Origin of the sequence: Ihubacter massiliensis, from assembly GCF_024125305.1 — a bacterium.
In the GTDB taxonomy this organism is placed as follows: domain Bacteria; phylum Bacillota; class Clostridia; order Peptostreptococcales; family Anaerovoracaceae; genus Hominibacterium; species Hominibacterium faecale.
Map to the genome: position 1 here is coordinate 118,177 of NZ_JAMXVH010000001.1, position 24,806 is coordinate 142,982.

19 protein-coding genes are annotated in these 24,806 nt (G+C 45.6%); 17 read left to right on the forward strand and 2 right to left on the reverse strand.

Annotated elements, in window-relative coordinates:
- Positions 1 to 46: 46 nt before the first annotated feature.
- The 13 genes from NIA71_RS00580 to NIA71_RS00640 all read left to right on the forward strand — a co-directional run bounded on the left by NIA71_RS00580 (position 47) and on the right by NIA71_RS00640 (position 17,629).
- Positions 47 to 1,336, forward strand: a complete 1,290-nt coding sequence (locus NIA71_RS00580; RefSeq protein ID WP_148396699.1) for an O-acetylhomoserine aminocarboxypropyltransferase/cysteine synthase family protein — start codon at positions 47 to 49, stop codon at positions 1,334 to 1,336.
- Positions 1,337 to 1,733: 397 nt separating this feature from the next.
- A complete protein-coding gene (gene metA, locus NIA71_RS00585; RefSeq protein ID WP_148396698.1) occupies positions 1,734 to 2,651 on the forward strand; it encodes a homoserine O-acetyltransferase MetA in 918 nt (305 codons plus the stop codon).
- A gap of 187 nt (positions 2,652 to 2,838) precedes the next feature.
- A complete protein-coding gene (locus NIA71_RS00590) occupies positions 2,839 to 3,753 on the forward strand; it encodes a hypothetical protein (RefSeq protein ID WP_253019362.1) in 915 nt (304 codons plus the stop codon).
- A gap of 540 nt (positions 3,754 to 4,293) precedes the next feature.
- Positions 4,294 to 5,097: an MBL fold metallo-hydrolase gene (locus NIA71_RS00595; RefSeq protein ID WP_148396697.1), complete on the forward strand. Its 804-nt coding sequence runs from the start codon at positions 4,294 to 4,296 to the stop codon at positions 5,095 to 5,097.
- 435 nt (positions 5,098 to 5,532) lie between these two features.
- A complete protein-coding gene (locus NIA71_RS00600) occupies positions 5,533 to 5,985 on the forward strand; it encodes an isochorismatase family cysteine hydrolase (protein ID WP_148396696.1) in 453 nt (150 codons plus the stop codon).
- Between the two features lie 125 nt (positions 5,986 to 6,110).
- Complete coding sequence (locus NIA71_RS00605; protein WP_148396695.1) at positions 6,111 to 6,551, forward strand: GNAT family N-acetyltransferase; 441 nt, start codon at positions 6,111 to 6,113, stop codon at positions 6,549 to 6,551.
- 1 nt (position 6,552) lies between these two features.
- Entirely contained in the window at positions 6,553 to 7,149 is a 597-nt protein-coding gene (locus tag NIA71_RS00610) for a DUF6434 domain-containing protein (protein WP_367177827.1), read from the forward strand.
- A 476-nt stretch (positions 7,150 to 7,625) separates the two neighbouring features.
- Positions 7,626 to 7,958: a DUF3795 domain-containing protein gene (locus NIA71_RS00615; protein WP_148396694.1), complete on the forward strand. Its 333-nt coding sequence runs from the start codon at positions 7,626 to 7,628 to the stop codon at positions 7,956 to 7,958.
- Positions 7,959 to 8,345: 387 nt separating this feature from the next.
- Complete coding sequence (locus tag NIA71_RS00620) at positions 8,346 to 10,295, forward strand: fructose-1,6-bisphosphatase (protein WP_148396693.1); 1,950 nt, start codon at positions 8,346 to 8,348, stop codon at positions 10,293 to 10,295.
- A 16-nt stretch (positions 10,296 to 10,311) separates the two neighbouring features.
- On the forward strand, positions 10,312 to 10,899 hold the full coding sequence (locus NIA71_RS00625; RefSeq protein ID WP_148396692.1) for a hypothetical protein: 588 nt from the start codon (positions 10,312 to 10,314) through the stop codon (positions 10,897 to 10,899).
- Entirely contained in the window at positions 10,896 to 12,536 is a 1,641-nt protein-coding gene (locus tag NIA71_RS00630; protein WP_148396691.1) for a GH3 family domain-containing protein, read from the forward strand. Before NIA71_RS00625 ends, NIA71_RS00630 begins: the two co-directional genes overlap by 4 nt.
- Positions 12,529 to 15,090 carry a diguanylate cyclase domain-containing protein gene (locus NIA71_RS00635; RefSeq protein WP_253019363.1) on the forward strand — a complete coding sequence of 854 codons (2,562 nt, stop codon included), beginning with the start codon at positions 12,529 to 12,531 and terminating at the stop codon, positions 15,088 to 15,090. Before NIA71_RS00630 ends, NIA71_RS00635 begins: the two co-directional genes overlap by 8 nt.
- A 79-nt stretch (positions 15,091 to 15,169) precedes the next feature.
- Positions 15,170 to 17,629, forward strand: a complete 2,460-nt coding sequence (locus tag NIA71_RS00640) for a DsrE/DsrF/DrsH-like family protein (protein WP_253019364.1) — start codon at positions 15,170 to 15,172, stop codon at positions 17,627 to 17,629.
- Positions 17,630 to 17,771: 142 nt separating this feature from the next.
- Here the strand turns inward: NIA71_RS00640 and NIA71_RS00645 are convergent, their stop codons facing one another.
- Complete coding sequence (locus tag NIA71_RS00645; protein WP_148396688.1) at positions 17,772 to 18,443, reverse strand: Crp/Fnr family transcriptional regulator; 672 nt, start codon at positions 18,441 to 18,443, stop codon at positions 17,772 to 17,774.
- A 107-nt stretch (positions 18,444 to 18,550) separates the two neighbouring features.
- Entirely contained in the window at positions 18,551 to 19,201 is a 651-nt protein-coding gene (locus NIA71_RS00650) for a hypothetical protein (protein ID WP_148396687.1), read from the reverse strand.
- Positions 19,202 to 19,486: 285 nt separating this feature from the next.
- On the opposite strand from NIA71_RS00650, the gene NIA71_RS00655 reads away from it, so the two are divergent.
- The 4 genes from NIA71_RS00655 to NIA71_RS00670 all read left to right on the forward strand — a co-directional run bounded on the left by NIA71_RS00655 (position 19,487) and on the right by NIA71_RS00670 (position 24,794).
- Positions 19,487 to 20,629, forward strand: coding sequence for an acyl-CoA dehydrogenase (locus tag NIA71_RS00655; protein WP_148396686.1), 1,143 nt, complete (start codon positions 19,487 to 19,489; stop codon positions 20,627 to 20,629).
- Positions 20,630 to 20,649: 20 nt separating this feature from the next.
- Positions 20,650 to 21,447 (forward strand): electron transfer flavoprotein subunit beta, encoded by a 798-nt coding sequence (gene etfB, locus NIA71_RS00660; protein ID WP_148396685.1) that lies wholly within the window; start codon positions 20,650 to 20,652, stop codon positions 21,445 to 21,447.
- A 19-nt stretch (positions 21,448 to 21,466) separates the two neighbouring features.
- Positions 21,467 to 22,747 (forward strand): electron transfer flavoprotein subunit alpha, encoded by a 1,281-nt coding sequence (locus NIA71_RS00665; protein WP_148396684.1) that lies wholly within the window; start codon positions 21,467 to 21,469, stop codon positions 22,745 to 22,747.
- Positions 22,748 to 22,877: 130 nt separating this feature from the next.
- Positions 22,878 to 24,794, forward strand: coding sequence for a leucine-rich repeat protein (locus NIA71_RS00670; RefSeq protein ID WP_253019365.1), 1,917 nt, complete (start codon positions 22,878 to 22,880; stop codon positions 24,792 to 24,794).
- The last annotated feature ends 12 nt before the right edge of the window (positions 24,795 to 24,806 follow it).

Genomic DNA, 24,806 nt, shown 5'->3' on the forward strand with positions numbered 1-24,806 from the left:
TGTAATATATTCAATATCTATAATAAGGAACAGGAGAAATACAATTATGACAAAGGAACGGAAACCGGCATTTGAAACAAAATGCGTACACGGGGCGTACAAGGCTGGCAGCGGCGAGCCGCAGGTACCTCCGATTGTTCAGAACACCACTTACCGCTATTATAATGCGCAGGACGTTGCGGAGCTCTTTGATCTGGAAAGTCCCAATTTCATGTATACAAGGCTGGCAAGCCCGACCGTTAAAGTTTTAGAAGAGAAAATGGCTCTCCTGGAGGGGGGAACAGCCGGCATCGCGACTTCGTCCGGGCAGGCGGCAACGTTGATTACCGTCCTCAACCTGTGCAATGCGGGCGACCATGTCATTTCCGCCTCCAATATTTATGGGGGAACTCACAACCTGCTGGGCGTTTCCCTGAAAAAGCTGGGCATTGATGTGGATTTCGTGGACCAGGATCTTCCTGCCGAAGAAATCCTCAAGCTGGCAAAGCCCAATACGAAGGCCGTATTCGGCGAATCTCTGGGAAATCCGGCGCTCAGTATCCTGGATTTTGACAAATTTTCCAAAGTCGCAAAGGAGATCGGCGTACCTCTGGTTGTGGACAACACGCTGGCGACTCCGGCTCTGTGCCGGCCGCTGGAGCTGGGCGCGGATATCGTGATTCAGTCCACCACCAAGTATTCGGACGGCCATGCCAGCTGCGTGGGCGGCATGATTGTGGAAGGCGGCAAATTTGACTGGGCGGCTTCCGGTAAATTCCCAGGACTGACTGAGCCGGATGAAAGCTATCACGGCCTGCGGTTTTATGAAAAATTCGGACCGACTGCGTTCTGCACCAGGTTGACGGCTGTTCTGGTGCGCGACTTTGGCTGCGCGATGGCGCCGCTGAACGCATATTTAACCCACCAGGGACTCCAGACTCTCCATTTGAGAATGGAGCGCCACTGCGAAAATGCCATGGCTCTGGCAAAGCACTTGCAGGATCATCCCATGGTAGAGTGGGTGGCTTATCCGGGACTGCCGGGGGACAAGTATTATGAGCTGGGCCAGAAGTATTTGCCCAAGGGAACCAGCGGCGTGCTCTGTTTCGGCGTCAAAGGCGGCAAGGCAGCGGGAGAAAAGTTCCTGGAAAACCTGGATCTGACCAGCATTGTGGTCCACGTGGGTGATATCCGCACTTCTGTGCTCCATCCGGCCAGCACGACCCACAGGCAGCTGTCCGAATCGGAGCAGATCGCAGCGGGAATCAGCCCTTCGCTGATCCGTGTATCCGTGGGACTGGAATCGATCGACGATATTATCTATGATTTCGATCAGGCGCTTGCGCAGGTGAAATAGTTTTGTACGGCCGGGTTAAGGTGTGCTTTGCGGGCAGGGGCCGCTGCGGTGCTTGCTGGTTTATGCCTGGCTGCGCGCCCCGGGAGTCCCGATTTTAAGTTTTTTTGCCGATTTCTATTCGATATGGGCAAAAATCATGGCAATGTCCATAGAAAAATTGCAAATTATTCCTATTTGTTTTTGCGAGAATGACTAATTTGCTAGCTATTGCGGCGATTGATTGCGAAAGTTTGCGCTAACCATTGCGAAAATCCCTGGGACTTGCTCCGTTTTACCCATAAAAGTCCAATTTTATATGGACATTAGGTCCAAATCACCGTATTTCGAACATAAATGGGAATAATTTCCTGAAAAGACACCCATATAAAAAATATCATAGCAGAAGAGAGGGAGATAAATGCCTTTAATCATACCAAATCAATTACCGGCAGCGGAAGCGCTGCAGAATGAAAACATTTTTACAATGGATCGGGCCAGAGCGATGACCCAGGACATTCGTCCTCTGAAAATCGTCATCGTGAACTTGATGCCTACGAAAATTGCAACTGAGACGCAGCTGGCGCGGGTGCTGGCCAACAGTCCGCTGCAAGTGGAAATGACTTTGGTTCAGATGGACTCCCATGAGTCCACCCATATTTCACAAGAGCATATGGATGCTTTTTACAAGACCCTGGACGAGATCAAACATGAATACTTTGACGGTATGATTCTTACTGGCGCGCCGGTGGAACAGATGCCTTACGAACAGGTGGATTACTGGAAGGAGCTGTGCGAAATCTTTGAGTTCTGTAAAACTCATGTCTACAGCAACATGTTCATCTGCTGGGGAGCACAGGCAGCGCTATATTATTATTATGGCATTGACAAACATCTGTTGGATGAGAAGGTTTTCGGTGTATTTGAGCACCGTGTGACCAGAGCCCACAATCCGCTTATGCGGGGGTTCGATTCGATATTCTATGCGCCCCATTCCCGCCATACACAGATACGCAGAGAGGAAGTGCTGGAGCATCCGGAGCTGCGGATCCTGGCCGAATCGCCGGAAGTGGGACCCCATGTGATCTCCACAGAAAACGGCAGACAAATTTTTGTGCTGGGCCACCAGGAATATGATAAGGACACCTTGGCCGGAGAATATTTCCGGGATATCAAGAAAGGGATGGATATTCAGGTCCCGGCGAATTATTTTCGCGACGACGATCCGAAGAAGGAGGTCCTTTTCCGCTGGAGAGCCCACGCCAACCTGCTGTTTTCCAACTGGCTTAATTACTACGTTTACCAGGCGACTCCGTTTGATTTGCATGAAATACGGTAAAATCAACGGGTTTGCAAGGATTCTTTGGCAACCTGGAAATATCCTAAAATAGCGTAGAATTGGGAGTACAAAGGGAGTATAAGACGTAGCGCATGGGAGTACAAAAATCTTAAAAATGAGGTACATAAAAATAGCAGAAAAGACCTATATAAAAATGGCCTGTATCGAGCAATAAGGGAGCTTTCGCATGAGATGCGATTTGCTCCATGAAGCCGCTAGGCGTCTGGGATTACACCAATTTCAGTCAAATTCCCCCGTTTTCATTATGGTAAACCAAAAAGCACAAGCCAGCACTCGAATAAGTCTCCTTTGTGCGGCTAGATGCCAGCAAAGAAGCAGCTACTGGCCGGTGAGACAAATAGTGAGGCTTCAAAATATGCAATTGAGCGATGAGTTAAAACAAAAACAAGTGCATGACATATTGGTAACGTCCATTTCATGTAACAAAAATTACTCGGAGATTGTCTATGAACAGGGCAAAATATTGACCGGGCAAAAATACTACGGAGCTGCTGATGAAGATATGTCAGACTTTGCAGTAGGCTTTTATGAAATCATTTATCAAGACATTTTGGATCAAACGATTTTGGATGAAAAAGGAAAATTTGTCAACAAGGAATTTGCTGGCGACACTATGAATAGCTTTGCTTCAATAGCCAATATCACTTCCAATGCCGGTAAGACCAATCGCAGCAGAACACCAAAAAGTAAATGGCCAATATATTTACAAAATTATTATGAGACGTATCACTGCCTGGCGAACTTCTGGCTTCTTCCTATGAATATTGGAAGAACGAGCAAAAAGTTGAATTATTACGATTCTATGGATCTGTTTTTAAATAGATTGAAGCAAGACTATTCTACTCTATCCGATTATAAAGATTACTTTGAAAAAATCAGCACCTTTGAAGATTATTGCCAAAAGCATTTTGTGAAAACTGGCAGAGGAAAGTCGGAAATTCTAAAGAACTATCAAGAAGGGGACAGCGAAAATCTGGTAAAGTATGCAATGAAAGATATAGAAGAGCGAGCCAGTAGCATCTCCATATCAAAATATGCAGATGATTTATGGGCCTACTTTCATAAGCTGAATCTTTGTTGATAAATTTCGGTTGTGGAGGACATACTGCGCCTTACAGACATACGGACTTTTGGTTCAGATCAGCACTTGGCATTCTTCCCAATGGAATCTTGAATTTGATTGCCGGGCAGTCTTAAAATTACTACCAAATCACGTCTACAAAATCGTCCTATATGGTTCCAGAGCAGGATATCCTTCCGTTTTATCGGAACGTTGCGGGAGAAGGTGTAGCTTTATATGGATAAAAGACGGATGGATTTATCAAGATACCGGCTGGAGATGGGAGAAACGAATACGCAGATATAAAAGCACCCACTCAATTTTGAGGACAGGTGCTTTTTTTAAACTGTTGATAAAGCGGGTTGCCGAAGAATGATTGCGCATTGAGATAATGAAACTTGATAAAAGCATTATATTCTAATAAACCATAATTTAGCATCTTCCTAAAAAATTAAATGGAATGATCGGATATTTTAGTCGCAGCAAAAATATGCTGCAACGCCGCTTGCAAGGTATAATAACAGCAGGCGGCTTGAAACTATGAATTTGGAGGTAAGTGCGATGAATTTAAAAAAGAAACCTGTTTTCACACAACAAACGATACAAAGAATGGAGGATTTCTCATGGTTTACGCATTGTCAAATCTTTGATGACTTACTGGTCGTGGCACAGAAAGAAACCAGTTGTTTCGTTTGGCAGACTGCCGAAGGTCTCGTAGTAATTGACGGAATATGGCCGTCCAAAGCCGTATACGATGCGATTATCTCTGCAATTATCGATGTCGGCTGGAACCCAGAAGATATTTACAAGTATGTGATAACCCATGGACACGTTGACCATACTGGCTGCGGGAAATGGCTGGTTGACCGCCATAAGGCCAAAACCTATCTTTCGAAAGTGGATGATCAGTTCTGGAGGGAGCATCCAACCAAGCCGGACCGCCCGGAAACCTGGAAAGATTTTGAAATTGATTGTTACATTGATGAAGGGGAAACAATTGATGCCGGAGATAAAAAAATCTTTGTATGCGGCACACCTGGACATACGCCCGGCTGCCTAAGTTATCTGTTTCCGGTAATGGAAAACGGAGTCCAACATATGGCTGCTTTGTTTGGCGGGGCCACCCCTCCGTGGAACGATCAAGAAGGAACCAAACAGTATTTGGATTCGATCGATCATTTTATTCGGACTGCAAAAACAATGCATGTGGATGTGGCATTGTCCAATCACACCATATTCGATCAAGGTATTGACCGCATCAACTATTCAAAAAATCGCTGCGCCTATATGCCGAATATTTTTGTTCTTGGGGAAGACGGCTTTGAGCGATTTTGTGAAGTATATAAGGCGCTGGCAGTAGAGTAAGATAGAAAACGACCATTCATTTCCTATTCCGCTTAAACTGCAAGGAAGCGGCCGACCGGCCGGCAGATGAGCTTATAGCAAGGCTGCTGGACTATTTTGAATAGAGATAACTTGGGGGCTGCTTTGGAAGTCCTTTTAAGTTGTGGACAAAGCTAGTTGAAACTTAGAATATTGGATATTGAGATAATGAAGATACAGTGCTATGCTTATGCCGACCATTTTGTTATAATGGAACAAATCGGAATTTGAAAGGAAGAGTTGGTGAAGTACATTTTTATACATGGTTCGGGTCATAAGTCAACAAGTTGGGGTGAAACAATTTCATTTGTAAATGAAGAAAAGCCGAAGATTTTAGCAAAAATATTAAACGAATATTTCAGTGAGACTAAATAAATAATTATAAACTAACTAGGAATTCGATAGGGAGAAATCAGCATGGCAAAAGCATTACTTGTAATCGATTTGCAAGAGGGCTATATAGAAAAATACCCGCCTTTATTACTTGCTTGCGTAAACGAGAGGATTCAAAGAGCAACTGCCGACAAAGAGCTTATTGTATATGTAAAAAATACAAAAAGGCTCAGGAGCGGCAGGAAAACAAATGAGTTGGCTGAGAATTTGAACATCAACTCTGAATATATAATCTGCAAAGAATCAGCCAGTGCTTTTTCTAATCCAGAGCTGCAAGAAATTTTGAGGCAAAATCAGATCACAGAAATTGAAATGGCAGGCATTGATGGAAATTCCTGTATAAAAAGTACTGCAATCGATTCCATGCAAAATGGCTATAAAACGATTTTGCGGTATGAATATATAGGGGTGCAAAATGCCGAACGATTTGAAAAGACGAAGGTATTGCTTTTAGAAAAAGGAATTATTATAAAATAGTCAAACTGTTGGCGAAATTATTGCAGATAATCCTGAAGCAGTGAACAATTTGAAGGGATAAACTACATAGCTTGAAGCAGGTGAATTTGGCAAGCTGGAAAAATATAATATGGAGGTGACCGCTTATGAACATACAAAAAGTCACACACAATAAAAAAGCATATCTCGATTTGTTGCTGTTAGCCGACGAACAGGAAAACATGGTAGACAAGTACCTGGAACGTGGCGAAATGTTTGTTTTAAACGACAATGGAGTAAAGGCCGAATGTGTAATTACGAAAGAAGCAGACGGTGTTTATGAACTGAAAAACATTGCGGTTTTACCAGACTGTCAACGAAAAGGTTATGGCAAAAGAACGATCGATTTTCTGTTTTCCCATTACGCTGACTGTAACACAATGCTGGTTGGAACTGGCGACGTCCCTTCCGCACTTAACTTTTATCACAAATGCGGCTTTGCGGAATCCCATCGCATAAAAAACTTTTTTACGGACAACTATGACCATCCCATGTTTGAGGATGGGAAACAGCTCGTTGATATGGTCTACTTGAAACGGGAGAGATAATTTGGAATTTGAGAAGGGGAACACTATGACGGAAAGACCTGTTTTAGATAAAAATTTAGATAGCAAAACATTTCGTGATTTCTATTATTTGAAAGAAGAATTAGTAGACTTTTGCAGGAAAAACGGCCTGCCTGTTTCTGGTGGAAAGCTGCAAATAACAGATCGAATTGCTTGTTTTCTTGATACCGGTGAAATTCAAGAACCTTCAAAAGTAAAGAGAAACGTAATGACCGTATCCGATATTAGCGAGGATACAATAATCGAAGTTGATTTTGTTTGTTCAGAAAAGCATCGGACATTTTTTAAGGAACATATTGGAAATCGCTTTTCTTTTAATGTGGCTTTTCAAAAATGGTTGAAAAGCAATGCAGGAAAAACTTATAAGGAAGCCATTGCAGCTTATTATCAAATCCTTGAAGATAAGAAAAAAGGAAAGACAAAAATTGATAAACAGTTTGAATATAACACCTATATCCGAGCTTTTTTTGCGGACAACCGAGGAAAAACGTTAGAGGAAGCAATTAAGTGTTGGAACTATAAAAAACAATTGCAGGGGCATAACGGCTATGAACAGTCTGACCTTGTAGCTTTGGATTGATAGATCCTCGTTTGTCGGTTTGATTTGTTTTCTCAAAATATCGACGGGCTGATTGTATTACGCCCTATTCGTAAAAGGCGTATTAGGAGAGTAGGAGATTTTCAAGATGAAAGAAATCATTAACTTCATTGAAAAGAATGTGGATGGCAAAACGCTGTTTACAAAGGGATTGGTTTACGAACTGGAAAACTACACTATGAATACGAAGGTAAGTGTTTTGACGTAAACACAAAAACTATGCGGCGCAGTGATGGCGCTGATACCTTTCCTCCTTTTCTTTCAATCGAGCGGTAAGTATTTCATGCAATACAAATCTCCGCTTAACTAGGAATTTGGCAGGGAGAAAACAGCATGGCAAAAGCATGAATATATAGGGGTGCAAAATGCCGAACGATTTGAAAAGACGAAGGTATTGCTTTTAGAAAAAGGAATTATTATAAAATAGACAAACTTAGAACTTGAGGAGGTATATAACCATGAGAAAGATGATTGCATACTGCGGTTTGGATTGCGAAAAATGTGATGCATATATTGCAACAATCAATGACGATCAAGCGTTACGTGAGAAAACCGCGAGGGAATGGGCAGAGCTGAATAATGCGCCCATTTTGCCTGAACACATCAACTGTCTGGGCTGTCGCACTGAAGGGGTCAAAACCGTATTCTGTGATAATCTTTGCGAAATTCGTCAGTGTGCATTGAAAAAAAGCGTGACGACATGCGGGGATTGTCCAAACATGGATGGCTGTCCGACTGTTGGAGAGATTATTGCAGATAATCCTGAAGCAGCGGACAATTTGAAGGGATAAACTACATATTGACGTTTGTCCTCACGCCGCATCCAAATTCTCCGTCCTGATACTCGATAAACTCACATTCCACTTCCGGTTTAACGGCATATTCAAAAAAATTGTATGCAGTGCCAGCTTTCCATTAAAAAAACGAATGGTTTCGAATATTGAATTCGGTTTTTTTGTATGATTTGAGGTGGGATTTTATGAATACAAAAAACTTAACAACATTTGTCACGATTTTAGAAAACTGAACGAACCAGCGGCGAATTATCAGAACCGACTGGAATCTTATCTGGATCAGAAGGATATCTTCGTTGCGGCAATAATTGACTTATGATAAAATAAAACAGTCTATACAGTTAATTTAGCTTTCTATCATTTTGTAAAGAGAAGGGAACAAGTATGATTGATGAACAATTCTTAAGGCATTTGTCCAAGGATTATCCAAATATTAAAGCGGCTTCCGCTGAGATAATCAACCTGAGTGCAATCCTGGCGCTGCCAAAGGGAACCGAATACTTTTTGAGCGACCTGCACGGTGAACACGAAGCATTTATTCACATGCTGAAAAGCGCTTCCGGCGTCATTCGTTCAAAAGTGGATGAAATCTTTGGCCCGGATTTATCCAGAGAAGAGCGGGAAGGACTGGCATCGCTGGTTTACAACGCAGAAGCGGAACTGAAACGGAGAAAGGCCTCCGAACAGGATTTTGATAAATGGTGCAGATCAGCCATCTACCAGCTGGTTGAGATCTGCAAGTCCGTCTCCACAAAGTACACCCGCTCAAAAGTCCGAAAACGGCTTCCGGAGTATCTATCCTACAGCATGGATGAGCTGCTTCACGCGGATGACGAAGCGAACAAGGCTCACTATTACAGCGAGATCATCAACTCGATCATAGAGTGCAGGGTTGCAGAAGAATTCATTATCAAACTGTCCAATTTAATTAGCAATTTGGCGGTTGACCGGCTCCATATCATTGGAGATATTTGGGACCGAGGGGCCCATCCTGACGAAATCATGGATTTTTTGATGGACTATCATGACGTGGATTTTCAATGGGGAAACCACGACATCGTATGGATGGGAGCGGCCACCGGCAACTGGGCATGCATCACCAACGTTCTCAGAATGAATATCAGCTACAACAATTTCGATATGCTGGAAATCGGTTATGGCATCAATCTCCGGCCCCTGGCGATTTTGGCAACCACTGTTTATGGGGATGACCCCTGCGAGTTTTTCAAACCTAAAATTTTGGATGAAAACGAGTACGATCCGGTAGACGAAGATTTGGCGGCAAAGATGAACAAGGCGATCGCCATCTGCCAGTTCAAGGTAGAAGGTCAGCGGATTATGGCCCATCCGGAATACAAGCTGGAACACAGGATGATGCTGGATAAAGTGGACTATGAGCATGGGACCATTGAGATCAAAGGGGTTACTTATGAACTGCGGGATAAAAATTTTCCCACTATCGACCCGGCCCATCCTTACGAACTGACAAAGGAAGAAAAAGAAACCCTCCAATCCTTGGAGGCGGCCTTCCTCCAGAGTGAAAAACTGCAAAAGCATATACGCTTTATTTACAGCCACGGCAGCCTTTATAAACGCATTAACGGCAACCTTTTGTATCATGGCTGCATCCCCATGACCGAAGACGGGGAATTCAAGGATTGCACGGTTAACGGGGTTACAAAAAAGGGTAAGGAATACATGGATTACCTGGATGAGCAGGTGAGGAAAGCCTATTTCGTGCCCGACGAGTCTGAAGAGATCGGCAGATCCGGGGATATTATGTGGTATCTGTGGCTCAGCAATAATTCGCCGCTGTTCGGAAAAGATCAGATGACCACCTTTGAACGGTGCTTCATTGCTGATAAAAAATCCCACAAAGAACATACGACGGTTTATTACAAGCTGATCAACGACAAAGAGATCTGCGAAAAGATTTTGGAAGAATTCGGACTGGAACCAAAGACTTCCCACATCCTCAACGGACATGTGCCGGTAAAGATTAAAGATGGGGAGAGCCCGGTCAAAGGCGGCGGCAAGCTGATTATCATCGACGGGGGTATTTCCAAGGCGTATCAGAAACAGACGGGAATCGCAGGCTATACCTTTATTTTTAACTCCCGATATATGGCGCTTTCGGAGCACAAGCCTTATGAGCCTTTAAAGGAGGATGGAACACAGGTGTTCCATGCGCCCAAGATCACTACCGTCGAAACGCTGCCAAAGAGAATGACTGTCCGCGACACTGACCAGGGTAAGGAACTGGAACAGGAAGTGGAAGAGCTGAAGGCGTTGGTAAACGCATACCGCACAGGCCAGCTGAAAGAAAGCTTTTAGGACGGGACGCAAAGTTATGAGCGGTGCATGTATCATAACGGGGCTGGGCGCTTTCGTGTTGTTTGTGATTTATGATCTTAATTCTGTAAGGTTTCAAAAAAAACTGATAAAGCCGGCTTTCTTTGTGGGATTTGTGCTGCTGATCATTGCTACGGCGATGATGTTCGCAGCTGGATGGTCGGAAGAAGTCAGCGGCAGGGTCAGGCAGGTGGTGCTCCTGGCTTTGGCGGCAGTGTTTTTGGCGCTGCTTGTCTATACGCTGTTCTTTGCCCTTCCCTTTCAACCCACCTATATTCGGGAGAATAGCCGGCCTAAGGTTTATTCAGAGGGGGTGTATGCCTTGTGCAGACATCCCGGCGTGCTCTGGTTTATCGGCATGTATGCCTGCTTCGCGCTGGCGATGCCGACGGCGCCGATGATCCGGGGCAGTGTAGTTTTTAGTGTATGTAATGTACTGTATGTCATTATGCAGGACATGTGGACGTTTCCGAAGTATTTTGGTGATTATAGCAGTTATAAAGAGGAAGTCCCATTTTTGATCCCTACGGTGAAAAGTGGGAAGCGCTGCTTTAATACAATCGCAGCAGGAAAGAAGCATGTATGAAATTTGAGGAAAAACTTAAGAAGAAACGTTCAGAGGAAATCTGGAATGAATATTGCGGATTCCTGGATCTGAACATCAGCGAGTACATGGGAATGCAGAAGCGTCTCATGGAAGAGCAGCTGTTTCTTTGGGGAAATTCGGAACTGGGAAAAAGGCTTCTGAAGGGCCGGCGGATCCATTCGATTGAAGAACTGCGGGAGAGCTTCCCGCTGACCACTTACGAGGACTACGCGGACGTGCTGCTTCAAAAACAGAGCAGCATGCTGCCCGGCGATCCGATCATTTGGATACAGACCACCTGGGAAGGGGGAAAACACCCGGTTAAGGTTGCCCCTTACACCCAGAGCATGCTCAACACATATAAAAATAATGTACTGGCATGCATGATCTTATCCACAAGTACGGAAAAGAAAAAATTTGATGTCAAAGCGACAGATACCTTTCTTTATGGGCTGGCGCCGCTTCCTTATGCCACGGGACTGTTTCCCCGGGCGCTTCACGATGAAGTCAGCATCGAATTCCTGCCTCCTGTGGAGGAAGCGGAGCGTCTATCCTTTTCGGAGCGGAACAAAAAGGGATTTAAGCTGGGAATGTCAAAAGGAATCGACTATTTCTTCGGCTTGGGAAGCGTTGCCTATTTCGTCAGTCAGACACTTTCCAAGATGACAAGCGGCAGTTCGGGAAAAAAGGGCAGCTCGATCGTTTCCCTTTCCCCCAGAATCCTTCTGCGCTATTTGAAAGCCAAGCGGATTTGCAAGCGAGAGGGCAGAGCGCTGATGCCCAAGGACATTTTCGATTTAAAGGGCTTCATGGTTGCCGGTACGGATAATCATTGCTACAAAGATGAACTGGAAGAATTATGGGGCGTCCGACCCATGGAGCTGTTTGCGGGCACAGAGCCTTCCTGCATTGGTACCGAAACATGGACAAGGGAAGGTATGTACTTTTTTCCGGATACCTGTTTTTATGAATTCATTCCCGAATCGGAAATGCTGAAAAACATGGAGGACAAAGCCTATCAGCCCAAAACTTATTTGATGGATGAGGTGCAGCCAGGAGAAAAGTATGAAATCGTCATTTCTGTATTAAAAGGCGGGGCTTTTATGCGCTATCGGGTCGGCGATGTTTACCGTTGTATGGGCCTGGAAAACAGCGAAGATCAGACGAAAATCCCAAGGTTTCAGTATATTGACCGAGTGTCCGATGTGATCGATATCGCAGGATTTACCAGGATCACAGAAAGCGCCATTCAGACTGTGGTCGATCTGTCGGGGCTGGATATCGCAGGCTGGTTTGCGTCCAAGGAGTACAATGAAAACAAAAAGCCTTTGATGCACGTTTATGTGGAGCTTGCCGCCGATAGCCTGGCCAGCCAGGCTGTAGGGAAAGAAATTCTCAAGGAACATTTGACCGTGTATTTTAAATATGTGGACCATGATTACAAGGATTTGAAAATGATCCTGGGCATGGATCCGCTCCAAATCACCATATTGAAATGCGGCACCTTGGCGGAATACGAGAATCGATACAAAAAGAAAATTAGGAAAATCAATCCTTCCACCTATGAGATCAAGGAGCTTTTGCAGCTCCAGACATCCAGATATGCAGTGCAAAAGGAGGGGATCCGATATGAATAGTTTTGTGTTCATTCCCATCATTGCTCTCTGCTGCTATCTGCTGCTGCTGTTTGCTTTTATTGCAGCAAAAAAGACCAAACTCAACGATGCCTTCATCATGGTTTTGATTTTGGGCGTCCTCTGGGTGGGTGGCTCATTTTGTATGCGCATGCAATTTTGGCCCGGTGAAAAGCTTTGGTATGATGTCTCTATTTTCGGCTTGCTGATGATGCCATTTGCCTTCTTTTGCTTTATGGAAGCATTTGTCGGAGCGAAAAAATCAAAGCTGCGTCCTCTATGGCTAACGCTTTCTCTGGCGGTTAACATCATCAATATCTTTACGGGACTCTTTTTAGAGGCACCTCTGAGCGTAGAGCACCCGGGCGGGCAAGTGCAATTTGTGTATCAAGTTACATGGAGCGTGACGGTTCTATTCCTTGTATGCGGCGCGGTTCTGATCCATATGTTTATCATTATGCTGAGGGGCTATAAGACCGATGAAATTCGCAAGCGCCAGCTGACACCGATTTTGATCGGTATTGTCGGTGTTTTTCTAGGACAGGCCTGCTTGTGCCTTCCCCTATTTGAAGGTTTTCCCATTGATGTGCTGTCGGCGCTTTTGATGGTTTGCTGTATGTTTTATGCAATGTACAGAAGGCGTCTCTTCAAATTGACGCTTCTGGTATCAAAAGGCAGCTGCTATGTGGCTGTGTTTGTAATCGCAATTCTGTTGTTTGCCAATGCGATCAGGCCGCTGGAACGCTTGATCAGGAGAATTCTTGGACAGTATGAGGACAGCTATGTGCTGATTACGGCGATTCTGTTTACCTTATTTACCTTCTTGCTGTACTATATCATGAAAAAATTTGTGGACACGGTTTTTATCAAGGAAGAAATCACCAGATCAGAAACCCTGAAAGAATTCAGCAAAGCGATTTCTTGCAGCCTGGAAATCCATCAAGTACTGGAAAAGGTTACTCGTACGGTCCAGCAGACACTGGATGCTGAAAAAGTCTACATTTTTATTGAGAATGGAGAAGAGGGATCCTATCATATTGCCTACAGCGCCAGCCCCTTGGATGATAAGACCGTGTCATTGGATAAAAGCAATCCAGTGATCGTTTATCTCAGACAACACAATGAATGCCTGCTGATGGAAGAGTTCCAATGCCTGACGGCTTACAAGGCCATGTGGGAGGAGGAAAAGAAGCAAATTCATAATTTGGGTATTCACATGTTTGCGCCGCTCAAGGACGGCGATACATTGATCGGTTTAATAGGAACAGCTGCAAGGGATCCTCACGCCCGGTTTACTTATGACGATATTAGTTTCCTTACTTCTATCAGTTCTATAGGTGCCATTGCAGTGAAAAACTCCAGACTTTATGAAAAGGTGTACCAGGAAGCAAGGACCGATGATTTGACGGGGCTGCTGAATCGGAAATATTTTTATCAGGTTCTGGAAGATGAATTTGAGAAAAACAAAGACCGGTCACTGGCGTTAATCATCCTAAATCTGGATGATTTCAAATTGTACAATCAGTTGTACGGAGACCGGGAAGGAGATCTGGCCCTTCAGCGGGTAGCGAGGATCATTGCGGCCAGCGTGGGTAACAATGGTTACATCTCCAGATACAGCGGAAAGGAATTTGCGATTATTTTGCCGGGATACGATATGCTGTCTGCCAGTAATTTAGCGGAAAACATTCGCAGGCAGATTATGGAGATGAACAAGGCTGAGCAAGACTATGCGCTTAAGGTGCTGACCGTCAGCGGAGGGATCAGCTCATATCCATATGGTGCCGGCAGCGTCAAAGAACTGGTTGAAAATGCGGATATGGCGGTCTATCAGGTCAAACGGCGGGGTAAGAACGCGATTCTCCTTGCTCATGAAAGTATGAGTAATTCTCGTGAAGAGGATAACGTGGACAGCAGCGAATATAAACAGGGGATTTACTCTGAATACGCGCCGACGATTTATGCGCTTACCGCAGCCATCGACACCAAAGATCATTATACTTTCAGTCATTCAAAGAATGTAGCTTACTATGCTTCCCGTCTGGCAGAAGCCTATGATATGGGAGATGATTTTGTGGAACTGATCCGGGAAGCCGGGCTGCTTCATGACATTGGCAAAATCGGCATTCGGGAGGATATTCTCAATAAGCCCGGCAAGCTGAACGATGAAGAGTACGAAATCATGAAAGGTCATGTGGAAAGTTCGGTTGGAATTATCCGCCACCTTCCTTCTCTGGACTATGTTATTCCGGCGGTCATTGGGCATCACGAACGATATGACGGTCAGGGGTATCCGAGAAAGATATCCGGTGAAGACATTCCAATGTCGGCAAGGATTTTATGCATAGCAGATTCTTTTGACGCCATGGTTTCTATGCGTTCTTACAAAGAACCCTACACTGTTGAGTATGCGCTGGAAGAACTGAAGCGTCAAAGAGGCAGACAGTTCGACCCCAGATTGACGGATCGTTTTATCAAGCTGGTGGAGGAAGGAGCGATTGTGCCAAAGCTGGATGCGGAGCTGGCGGTGCAAGAGGCTGATCAGAAAAAAACTTGACTTGTGTGATCCGGTCACAGAAATCAGGTGTAGGAAACGATATAATGACCTCACAAAGAAAGATTGTGAGGTTTTTATTATGGCTAAGAAAACAGTTATTATAGGGGGAGTTGCCGGCGGAGCCACTGCAGCCGCCAGGCTGAGAAGACGGGATGAATCCATGGAGATCGTTATCTTTGAACGTGGAGAATACATCTCTTATGCCAACTGCGGGCTGCCTTACTACATCGGCGGCGCCATCAAAGAACGGGATGTACTGCTGCTGCAAACGCCTCAGGCAATGAAGGAAAAGTTCAATGTTGATGTAAGAATTTCTTCAGAAGTAATTAGAATCATGCCAGAAAAGAAACTGGTAGAGGTAAAGGAATTGCAGGGAGGGAGGACCTACCAAGAGTCTTACGATACTCTGGTCATCGCCGCGGGATCATCGCCGATCAAGCCTCCTATCCCGGGAATCGATGGAGCCAATATCCATACTCTTTGGACGGTTCCGGACACGGATATGATTAAAACCTTGATTCAGGAGAAGAAGCCAAAACGGGCCGCGGTTATCGGCGGAGGGTTTATCGGGCTGGAAATGGCGGAAAACCTCAGTGCCCAGGGGATACATGTAAGCCTGATTGAAATGCAGGATCAGGTCATGGCGCCGCTGGATCGGGAGATGGCCCAGCTCCTGCACGAAAACATGACTATGAATCATGTAGATCTGATTTTGGGCGACGGTGTCCGTTCTTTTGAGGAATCGGAAGGAAGCACAACAATACAGCTGGGCAGCGGCCGGAGCCTTTCTGCGGATTTGATCATTTTGTCCATAGGTGTGCGCCCCAATAGTGAACTGGCAAAAGAGGCCGGCCTTTTGCTCAATGAAAAAGGGGGGATCAAGGTAGATGGAGAACTCCACACCTCCGACCCGAATATTTACGCGGTGGGAGATGTGATCGAAGTGGAGAACTTTACCCTGGGGACACAGACCATGGTGCCCCTTGCCGGTCCGGCCAACAAACAGGCCCGGATCTGCGCCGATAATATCGCCGGAGATCATAAAATTTATGAGGGAACCCAAGGCACGTCGGTAGCTCAAGTTTTTGATCTGACGGCAGCCTGCACGGGCGTCAACGAAAAGACGCTGAAAGCCATGGGAAAGCAAAAGGGCGCGGACTATCACTCGATCATCATTAATCAGAAGTCCCATGCCGCTTATTATCCGGGCGCAGTACCTCTCACATTAAAGCTGATCTTTGGTAAAAACGGGGAGCTATTCGGAGCCCAGGCCGTAGGCCAGGAGGGAGCGGATAAGCGAATCGATGTCATTGCTGCGGCAATGCGCCTTGGGGCAGATGTTTCAGATTTGGAAAAACTGGAGCTGGCCTATGCGCCTCCCTATTCCTCGGCAAAGGATCCGGTTAACATGCTGGGCTTTACGGCTCAAAATGTGCTGGACGGTCTGGTATCTTTCGTAGGCCCGGATGAGCTGGATCATCTTTTGGCAGAACCGGCCGGGGAGGACTATATGATCTTGGACGTGACAGAAGACACGGAGCGAATGGTTTTCCAGATACCAGGCTCTTATCATATTCCGCTTGGTCAGTTGCGCGGCCGTCTGGATGAGCTGGATCAAACAAAACGAATCATCGTTTACTGCTCTGTGGGGGTGCGGTCTTACAACGGAGCTAGAATCTTAATGGAAAAAGGGTTTACCAATGTACAGGTTCTGGAAGGCGGAACGACTTTTTACAAATCCATGCACGATAAAGGGGAGTGGAGAGAAGAACCAGCCAGGGAACAACCGCCTGAAGAGCCGGAGGGCAGAGAGATGAAAATCGTTGATTGCTGCGGTCTTCAGTGTCCTGGCCCCATCATGAAAGTCAATGAAGCTATTGCCCAGATGGAGGATGGGGAGCTTTTGAAGGTTTCGGCTACGGACTTGGGCTTTGCCAGGGATATTGCCGCTTGGTGCGAACGAACGCAGAATACGCTGGTGAAAACGGAGAAGCAGGGCAAGGAAAATCTGGTATATATTCGAAAAGGCGGGGATTGCTGCTGCCCGGCGCCGCAGGAACAAAAAGGCGGCGACGGCAAGACGATGGTGGTGTTCAGCGGGGATCTGGATAAGGCGTTGGCATCCTTCATTATTGCCAACGGTGCAGCAGCTATGGGGCGGCCGGTAACGATGTTCTTCACCTTCTGGGGGCTGAATATCCTGAGAAAACGGGAAAAGCAGCCGGTGAAAAAATCCTTTGTTGAAAAGATGTTCGGTGCGATGATGCCCAGGGGAACAGAAAAACTCAAATTATCGAAAATGAATATGGGCGGTATGGGTACGAAGATGATGCGCAGCGTTATGAAGGAGAAGCATGTGGATTCTTTGGAAACATTGATGCGGCAGGCGATGGACAACGGGGTGAAGCTGGTCGCCTGTACCATGTCCATGGATGTGATGGGGATTCGGGAAGAAGAGCTGATCGATGGGGTAGAACTGGCTGGGGTTGCCAGCTATCTGGGGGATGCGGAAAAGTCCGATGTAAATCTGTTTATATAAAAACGGTGTTTTCCCGATCGTCTGCCTTAAGGCATGACGGTCGGGGAGGGAAATGCACGTTTGGGCTGCCGGGGGAAATGAGCTGTTGGATCGTCGGGGTGATGAATGGCTGGGCCGCCGCCAGCCTGCCCAGTCAATCCGATCAAATTATTTCCATCAGTTTTTCTCGGTCTCGAATTTTTACCATTCCCCGCGAAAGCTCAACCCAGCCCTCCGACGAAAAATACTTCAGCATGCGGGTGACCACTTCTCTGGCGCTGCCCATCATACGGGCAATTTCCTCATGGGTCATCTTGATGGACTCAGAGCCCTGCGCGGCAGATTCATCGATCAAAAAGGTAGCCAGCCGCCGATCAAAACTCATAAAAAGGATTTGCTGCATGGCCCACATTACATCGGAAAACCGTTCCGTTGCCAGCTTATAAGCGAATGCCTCCGCGTAAACGTTTTCTCCCATTACCTTTGAAAAGGCAGCGGAACTGATTTGGATTACGTCACAGTCCGACACGGCATCGATGCACACATCAAAGGTAATCGCCTGCAAGACACAAGCTGCGGAAAGGATGCACACGTCCCCTGAAGAAATGCGGTAAAGGGTGATTTCCTTTCCGTCTTCGGAAAGCATATAGACGCGAAGCGTGCCGCTTTTGACCAGGAGAATCCCGATACATTCAAAATCAGCAGTGTGAATTGCCGTATGTTTATCATAGAGGACAGATACAGCATTCTGAGATAATAGAAGCTTTTCCTCTGAAGATAATCGATTCCAAAATGGTAAACGGTCTTTCAATATGGATATTTCTGTTTCTTTCATAATGTTACCTTCCTTAACAAAAGAGACTGAGCGCGAACCTCGTGCAGCAGTCTCTTTTGATTACTGTTTGCATATGATCTTCTATGATCCTCGACTAGATATAACGTTTATTCTTCAATTTTATTCCACTGATCGGAATCCCGGTTCCACTCAGGAAAGTCGAGAATTTCCGGTGCAGGGTAGTCAACTCCTAGAATTCCAACGATGTTTCCTTCACTGTCATGGAATGGTGCAAATGCGGACCAGCAGAGGTCTTTTCCTTCCTCATCATCTGCCCATGCAGACCGGGCTGCCGCCGGAGAGCCTTTCCAGGCCTCCTGGAATTGAATTTCCCACTCATACTCCTCACCGTAAGGGTCAGGATCCTCCGAACCGTCTACCGTGATCATAAATGGTTTGGAATCCACATTTTCAAGATCCGTTGGATACAGGGCATATATATAATATGCTCCGCTCTCTTCTCTATAGCTGTCAAGAACAGCTTTCATGTCTTTGTAGTCTTTGTACTTTTCTCCTTCCTTTGATTCCAGTAAAGCAACTTGCTGGTCGCCCCAGTCGCCATCTAGTTTCTTTGCGTACTTTTCCGCAAGACCAGTAACTTTGTCTTTGACTGCCTGTACTTCCTCTGGCACGGTTACTGCTGCCGCAGTGGTTTCTTTTGGCTCCTCTTCACTGTTACTGCTGCCGCAACCTGCGAAACAGGCCATCACTAAAGACAATGTTAAAAATGCAACGATCAGTTTTGCTCTTTTTTTCATATAACCCTCCTTAATACATATGGCTATAAAGACTTACATATATTTTACCATGCTAAAGGTTAGAATTGCAAGGAAAATGAGGGAAGAATCTGAATATTCAAAACCGTATTTGAATCCTTGATAAATATTTTACGGAAAGTAAAAAAACCACTTGCAATAATGAACGCAATATGGTCTAATAGGAATGTATGGTCGTTACTTTTGTAACGAAGTTGACTATTAAAACGCGGACAATTTTAATAGACAAAAAACGTACCGTTATTAATAATTTAAGGAGGCATTTACATGAACTTTCAACTCACGAAGGAACAAGAATTCGTAAGAAAAATGGTAAGAGAGTTTGCTACTAACGAAGTTGAACCGTTGGCAGCCGACATCGACCAGGAACACAGATTTCCAGTTGAAACTGTAGAGAAAATGGCAAAATACGGCCTGCTGGGCGTACCGTTCCCTACAGAATACGAAGGAGCTGGTGGAGACCACATCTCCTATGCGATCACAGTTGAGGAACTGTCAAGAGTCTGTGCATCTACAGGCGTTATCTGCTCCGCACACACTTCCCTGTGCTGCTGGCCGATTTTTAACTGGGGAAATGAAGAACAGAAGAAAAAATATCTTCCTGACCTTCTCTCCGGCAGAAAATTAGGCGCATTCGGACTGACTGAACCTGGTGCGGGTACAGATGCTGCAGGACAGCAGACAAGAGCAATCCTGGAAGGCGATCAGTGGGTTCTGAACGGATCCAAAGTATTCATTACAAACGGCGGATACGCTGATACATTTGTAGTAATGGCTATGACTGACAAGTCAAAGGGAACAAGAGGAATTTCCGCGTTTATCGTAGAAAAAGGTGACGAAGGATTCTCCATCGGTAAGACTGAGGACAAACTGGGCATCTGCGCATCCTCCACAACAGAGCTGATTTTCCAGAACTGCAGAATCCCGAAAGACAGACTGCTGGGAGAAATCGGACAGGGCTTCAAAGTTGCCATGTCCACACTGGACGGCGGACGTATCGGTATCGCTTCCCAGGCTCTGGGTATCGCACAGGGCGCGCTGGATGTAACCGTTGATTATATGAAAGCCAGAAAACAGTTCGGCAAAAAGTTATCCGAAATGGAAGCTCTGAGATTTGACATTGCTGAAATGGCAACCAGAATCGAAGCCTCCAGACTTCTGATTTATCAGGCTGCCGACATGAAGGATAAGCACCTGAATTATGGACCGAAATCCGCGATGGCAAAACTGTTTGCTGCTGAAACAGCTATGTATGTAACAACGAAGTGTGTACAGCTGCACGGCGGCTACGGATACACCAAGGATTATCCGGTTGAAAGAATGATGAGAGACGCTAAGATTACAGAGATCTACGAAGGAACTTCAGAAGTTCAGAAGATCGTAATCGCTGCATCCGTTCTGGGCAAATAATAAAGAGGGAGGATTAAAAAATGGCATTTAAAATAATCGTATGCGCAAAACAGGTTCCTGATACAAACGAAATCAGAATCAACCCTGAAACAGGTACGTTGATGAGAGATGGTGTTCCCAGTATCTTAAACCACGACGACGCAAACGCTTTAGAAGAAGCATTAAAGATAAAAGATAAGTTTGATGATGTACATATCACAGTAGTAACAATGGGACCTCCGCAGGCACAGGATCTGCTGATCGAATGTCTGGCTATGGGAGCTGATGAAGGTATCCTGATCAGTGACAGAGCCGTAGGCGGTTCCGACACATGGGCTACTTCCAACGCAATCGCGGCAGCCGTTAAGAAGATCGGCGATTTCGATCTGATTTTCGCCGGACGTCAGGCGATCGACGGAGACACGGCTCAGGTTGGTCCGCAGCTGGCTGAAAAACTGGGTCTGCCTCAGGTTACGTATGTACAGAAATTTGAAATCGCAGACAACAAAAAAGATATCAGAGTTGAAAGAGCTCTGGAAGATGGGTACGAAGTAATCGATATCCAGACTCCTTGCATGCTGACCGCGATCAAAGAACTGAACACTCCAAGATACATGTACATGAAGGGTATCTTCGATAAAGAAAAAGAAATCAAAGTTTGGAACGCAAAGGACATTGAAGTTGACCTGACCACAGTAGGTCTGGATGCTTCCCCGACAAACGTATTCCGTTCCTTTACACCGAAGCCCAAGGGAAAAGGTGTAATCGTTGAAGGAGATACAGAAAAAGATCTTGCCAAGAACCTGCTGATCGGTCTCAAGGGCAAACATGTAATCTAAGAAGGAGGAGGAAATAATAATGGCTATTCAAGTTATAAAAGATAAATGTAAAGGCTGCAAATTATGTCTGAAAGCTTGCCCGTTCGATGCGATCGACATGGAAGGCAAACTTGCTGTAATCAACGATAAGTGTACAGCTTGTAACCAGTGTATCGACGCCTGCCCGTTCAAGGCCATCGAAAAAACTGGCGATGACGAAGTTGTTGACCTTTCCGCTTACAAGAACGTATGGGTATTCGCAGAACAGAGAAACGGCAAACTGATGAACGTTGCTCTGGAACTGATCGGCGAAGGCTACAGACTCGCAAAAGAAATCAGCGAAGATACAAAAATCTGCGCAGTTCTCATCGGTGACGGCATCGGCCACCTGGCTGAAGAATGCTACGCTTACGGCGCAGAAGAAGTTATCCTCATCGAGGATCCGCTTCTCAAGAACTACACAACAGATGCGTACACCAAGGTATTGGTTGACGCTTGCAACGAATACAAACCGGAACTGGTTATCTACGGCGCTACTCACATCGGTAGAGACCTGGCTCCAAGAGTAGCTGCAAGAATGAACACTGGTCTGACTGCTGACTGTACAAGACTGGACATCAGAGTTTCCAGCTACATTGACTACGCGAACAAGAGCACCACTCTGGACACATCCACACTGGATCCGACCGATCCTTCCACTGGAATCAAGCAGACTCGTCCGGCATTCGGCGGTAACCTGATGGCTACCATCATCTGCCCGAAGACAAGACCGCAGATGTCCACAGTAAGACCTGGCGTAATGCAGAAGAGAGATAAGGTTGAAGGCGCAAAAGGCGAACTGACTGTTTACAAACCTCAGATTGCTGAAAGCGACATTCACATCAAGCTGGTTGACATCGTTAAGTCCGCTAAGGAACTGGTTTCCCTGACTGACGCTGAAATCATCTGCTCCGGCGGAAGAGGCCTGGGCGATCCTTCCGGATTCGAACTGATCAAAAAGTTCGCTGACAAGGTTGGCGGAGTTGTTGGTTCTTCCAGAGCAGCTGTTGATGCTGGCTGGATTGATCACTCCCACCAGGTAGGACAGACCGGTACAACCGTTAAGCCGAAAATCTATTTTGCATGTGGTATCTCCGGTGCTATCCAGCATCTGGCAGGTATGCAGACTTCCGACATCATTGTTGCGATCAACAAGGATCCGGATGCTCCGATCTTCGAAGTTGCGGACTACGGAATCGTAGGCGACCTGTACAAGGTAATCCCGCAGATCATCGAAGAGTGGGATAACGCAGAAGCGCTGTATGACGCTTCCACAAAATAAGCTTACATAAATCGTTAAGCATAATAAAAGAGATGTGAGAGATCACATCTCTTTTTTGTTGGCTTTCAGGCGGGGGCCATGGTACAATGTAGATAGCAGTTATGGGCTTTGTGTGTATTGAGGTGTTACAATGAAACGATTAAATGTGAGCTTTATAGGAGTTTTTCTTTTTTCGATTCTGATGTTCTTCGCTCTGGGGACCAGTTCCGCCGACGCGGCTGAGAAAACGCTAATACCGGTTGAAGGAGGAAGTATCTATTTTGACCGGAACAGCGGCGCCATTGTCGATTGCGATAAAGGGGTGACGAAGGCGGTAGTTCCGGCGGAGGTCGAGGGGAGCGCGGTAACTTCCATTGGAGAAAGAGCTTTTTCAGATTGCGCTGCCCTTGAGCAGGTCGAGCTTCCTGACTCTATCACAGCGATCGAATCCGCGGCTTTTATCAGATGCGCCAATTTAAAAACGATTAACTGGCCGCAGAACCTAGAAACCATTGGTAACCATGCCTTTTGGGGTTGCGCCATGGAGACAGAAACGCTTCCGGAAAGCGTTTCTGATATTGGGCGAGGCGCCTTTTACAAATGCAAAAACCTGAAAAAAGTAGTCCTGCCCAGCAATTTGAAAGAAATACCGCCTATGTGTTTTTCCGACTGCGATCTGCTGGCGGAAGTGGTGATTGAAAATGAAGTTCAATCAGTGGGCGAAGGTGCGTTTCAGTTCTGCAAATCCTTAAAAGAAGTTATTCTTCCTGAATCCACAAAGAAACTGGGACGTATCGCTTTTTCCGGTTGCCGTGATTTGGAAAAGATCGTGCTTCCCCAGCAGATGGAACAATGGGATGAAATGGTCTTTCAAGGATGCGAAAGCTTGATGAAAATGAATATACCGGAGGGAATCGAAGCGATCGATCAGTTTTCTTTCTATGGATGTAAAAATCTCACCGAAGTGACGGTTCACGAAGGCGCTAAGTCCATCGCCTATAATGCGTTTGGGTTTTGTGATAAGCTGCGGATCATAACGCTTCCTCAGTCCCTAAGGGAGGTTGACGAGAGTGCTTTCAGCGGCATGGATTACAATGTTTTTACCGTGTACGGCTATCGATGGACACCGGCGGAGATGATTACCTGGAAGTTTGTCAATCTGGGGACCGTCTGGACGGTCAATTCTTTGACTGGATATCAGGATAGGAATGGTACGGTCAACTTGAAATGGGATAAACAGACGGATGCCAAAGGATATGCGGTCTACCGAAAAGAAAAAAACGGCGCTTATGAAAAGGTGGGAGAAACGGTACGGACAAGTTACAATGATCTGAGCATCGCACTGGGCACAATCTACAACTACCAAGTCAGGCCCTATCGGGACAGCGGCACGCGACGTATCGAAGGAGATGACAGTAAAGGGGTAACGGTTGTTGTGAAAGATTTCACCGGCAATCAAATCCCGCCTTGGGAATATACGGCGGCAGAAGCTGAACGCAGCAAATATGCGCCAAAACAAATCCAAATTGATACGCAAGGTGCCAAGGCAGTCAAGCTTGCATGGACATCGGATACAGCGCAAAATCATTTTTATGTATACCGTTCCAGCAGTACCAATGGGAAATACACATATGTGGGACAATATCTTAACGGCTATAAAAATGCCCAATGGACCGATAAGAAGGTAAAGGCGGGCCAGACCTATTATTATCGAATTAAACCCGCGGTTGAATCCAAATGGAGTAAACCGGTTAAGGCGAAGGCGGTACCGAAACGGCCGTTGTTGAAAACAAAGGGGCTTCGCGGAAAGAAAGCTAAGCTAAGCTGGAAGAAAGTAAGCGGCGCCGACGGTTACTTTGTTTATCGAGCGGAAAAGCAAAACGGGAAATATAAAAAGATTAAGACTATAAAAGGAAACAAGACTTCCTTTACCGATTATAAACTAAAAAAGAAACGTTATTACTATAAAGTAAAAGCCTATGATAAAATTGGCAAAAAGAGCTATACTTCGTCGTACAGTAATGTTTGCCAAGTAAAAAGGACTTCAAAAAAAGGAACTTACAAATAGCAGAAAAAGGTG

Excerpts from the sequence above, each read along its gene's own strand:
- NIA71_RS00625 (WP_148396692.1), top strand. The coding sequence starts at position 10,312 with ATGAGCGGTGCATGTATCATAACGGGGCTGGGCGCTTTCGTGTTGTTT.
- NIA71_RS00640 (WP_253019364.1), top strand. The coding sequence starts at position 15,170 with ATGGCTAAGAAAACAGTTATTATAGGGGGAGTTGCCGGCGGAGCCACT.
- NIA71_RS00600 (WP_148396696.1), top strand. The coding sequence starts at position 5,533 with ATGGCAAAAGCATTACTTGTAATCGATTTGCAAGAGGGCTATATAGAA.
- NIA71_RS00605 (WP_148396695.1), top strand. The coding sequence starts at position 6,111 with ATGAACATACAAAAAGTCACACACAATAAAAAAGCATATCTCGATTTG.
- NIA71_RS00670 (WP_253019365.1), top strand. The coding sequence starts at position 22,878 with ATGAAACGATTAAATGTGAGCTTTATAGGAGTTTTTCTTTTTTCGATT.
- NIA71_RS00595 (WP_148396697.1), top strand. The coding sequence starts at position 4,294 with ATGAATTTAAAAAAGAAACCTGTTTTCACACAACAAACGATACAAAGA.
- NIA71_RS00655 (WP_148396686.1), top strand. The coding sequence starts at position 19,487 with ATGAACTTTCAACTCACGAAGGAACAAGAATTCGTAAGAAAAATGGTA.
- metA (WP_148396698.1), top strand. The coding sequence starts at position 1,734 with ATGCCTTTAATCATACCAAATCAATTACCGGCAGCGGAAGCGCTGCAG.
- NIA71_RS00630 (WP_148396691.1), top strand. The coding sequence starts at position 10,896 with ATGAAATTTGAGGAAAAACTTAAGAAGAAACGTTCAGAGGAAATCTGG.
- NIA71_RS00645 (WP_148396688.1), bottom strand. The coding sequence starts at position 18,443 with ATGAAAGAAACAGAAATATCCATATTGAAAGACCGTTTACCATTTTGG.
- etfB (WP_148396685.1), top strand. The coding sequence starts at position 20,650 with ATGGCATTTAAAATAATCGTATGCGCAAAACAGGTTCCTGATACAAAC.
- NIA71_RS00635 (WP_253019363.1), top strand. The coding sequence starts at position 12,529 with ATGAATAGTTTTGTGTTCATTCCCATCATTGCTCTCTGCTGCTATCTG.
- NIA71_RS00650 (WP_148396687.1), bottom strand. The coding sequence starts at position 19,201 with ATGAAAAAAAGAGCAAAACTGATCGTTGCATTTTTAACATTGTCTTTA.
- NIA71_RS00580 (WP_148396699.1), top strand. The coding sequence starts at position 47 with ATGACAAAGGAACGGAAACCGGCATTTGAAACAAAATGCGTACACGGG.
- NIA71_RS00590 (WP_253019362.1), top strand. The coding sequence starts at position 2,839 with ATGAGATGCGATTTGCTCCATGAAGCCGCTAGGCGTCTGGGATTACAC.
- NIA71_RS00615 (WP_148396694.1), top strand. The coding sequence starts at position 7,626 with ATGAGAAAGATGATTGCATACTGCGGTTTGGATTGCGAAAAATGTGAT.
- NIA71_RS00665 (WP_148396684.1), top strand. The coding sequence starts at position 21,467 with ATGGCTATTCAAGTTATAAAAGATAAATGTAAAGGCTGCAAATTATGT.
- NIA71_RS00620 (WP_148396693.1), top strand. The coding sequence starts at position 8,346 with ATGATTGATGAACAATTCTTAAGGCATTTGTCCAAGGATTATCCAAAT.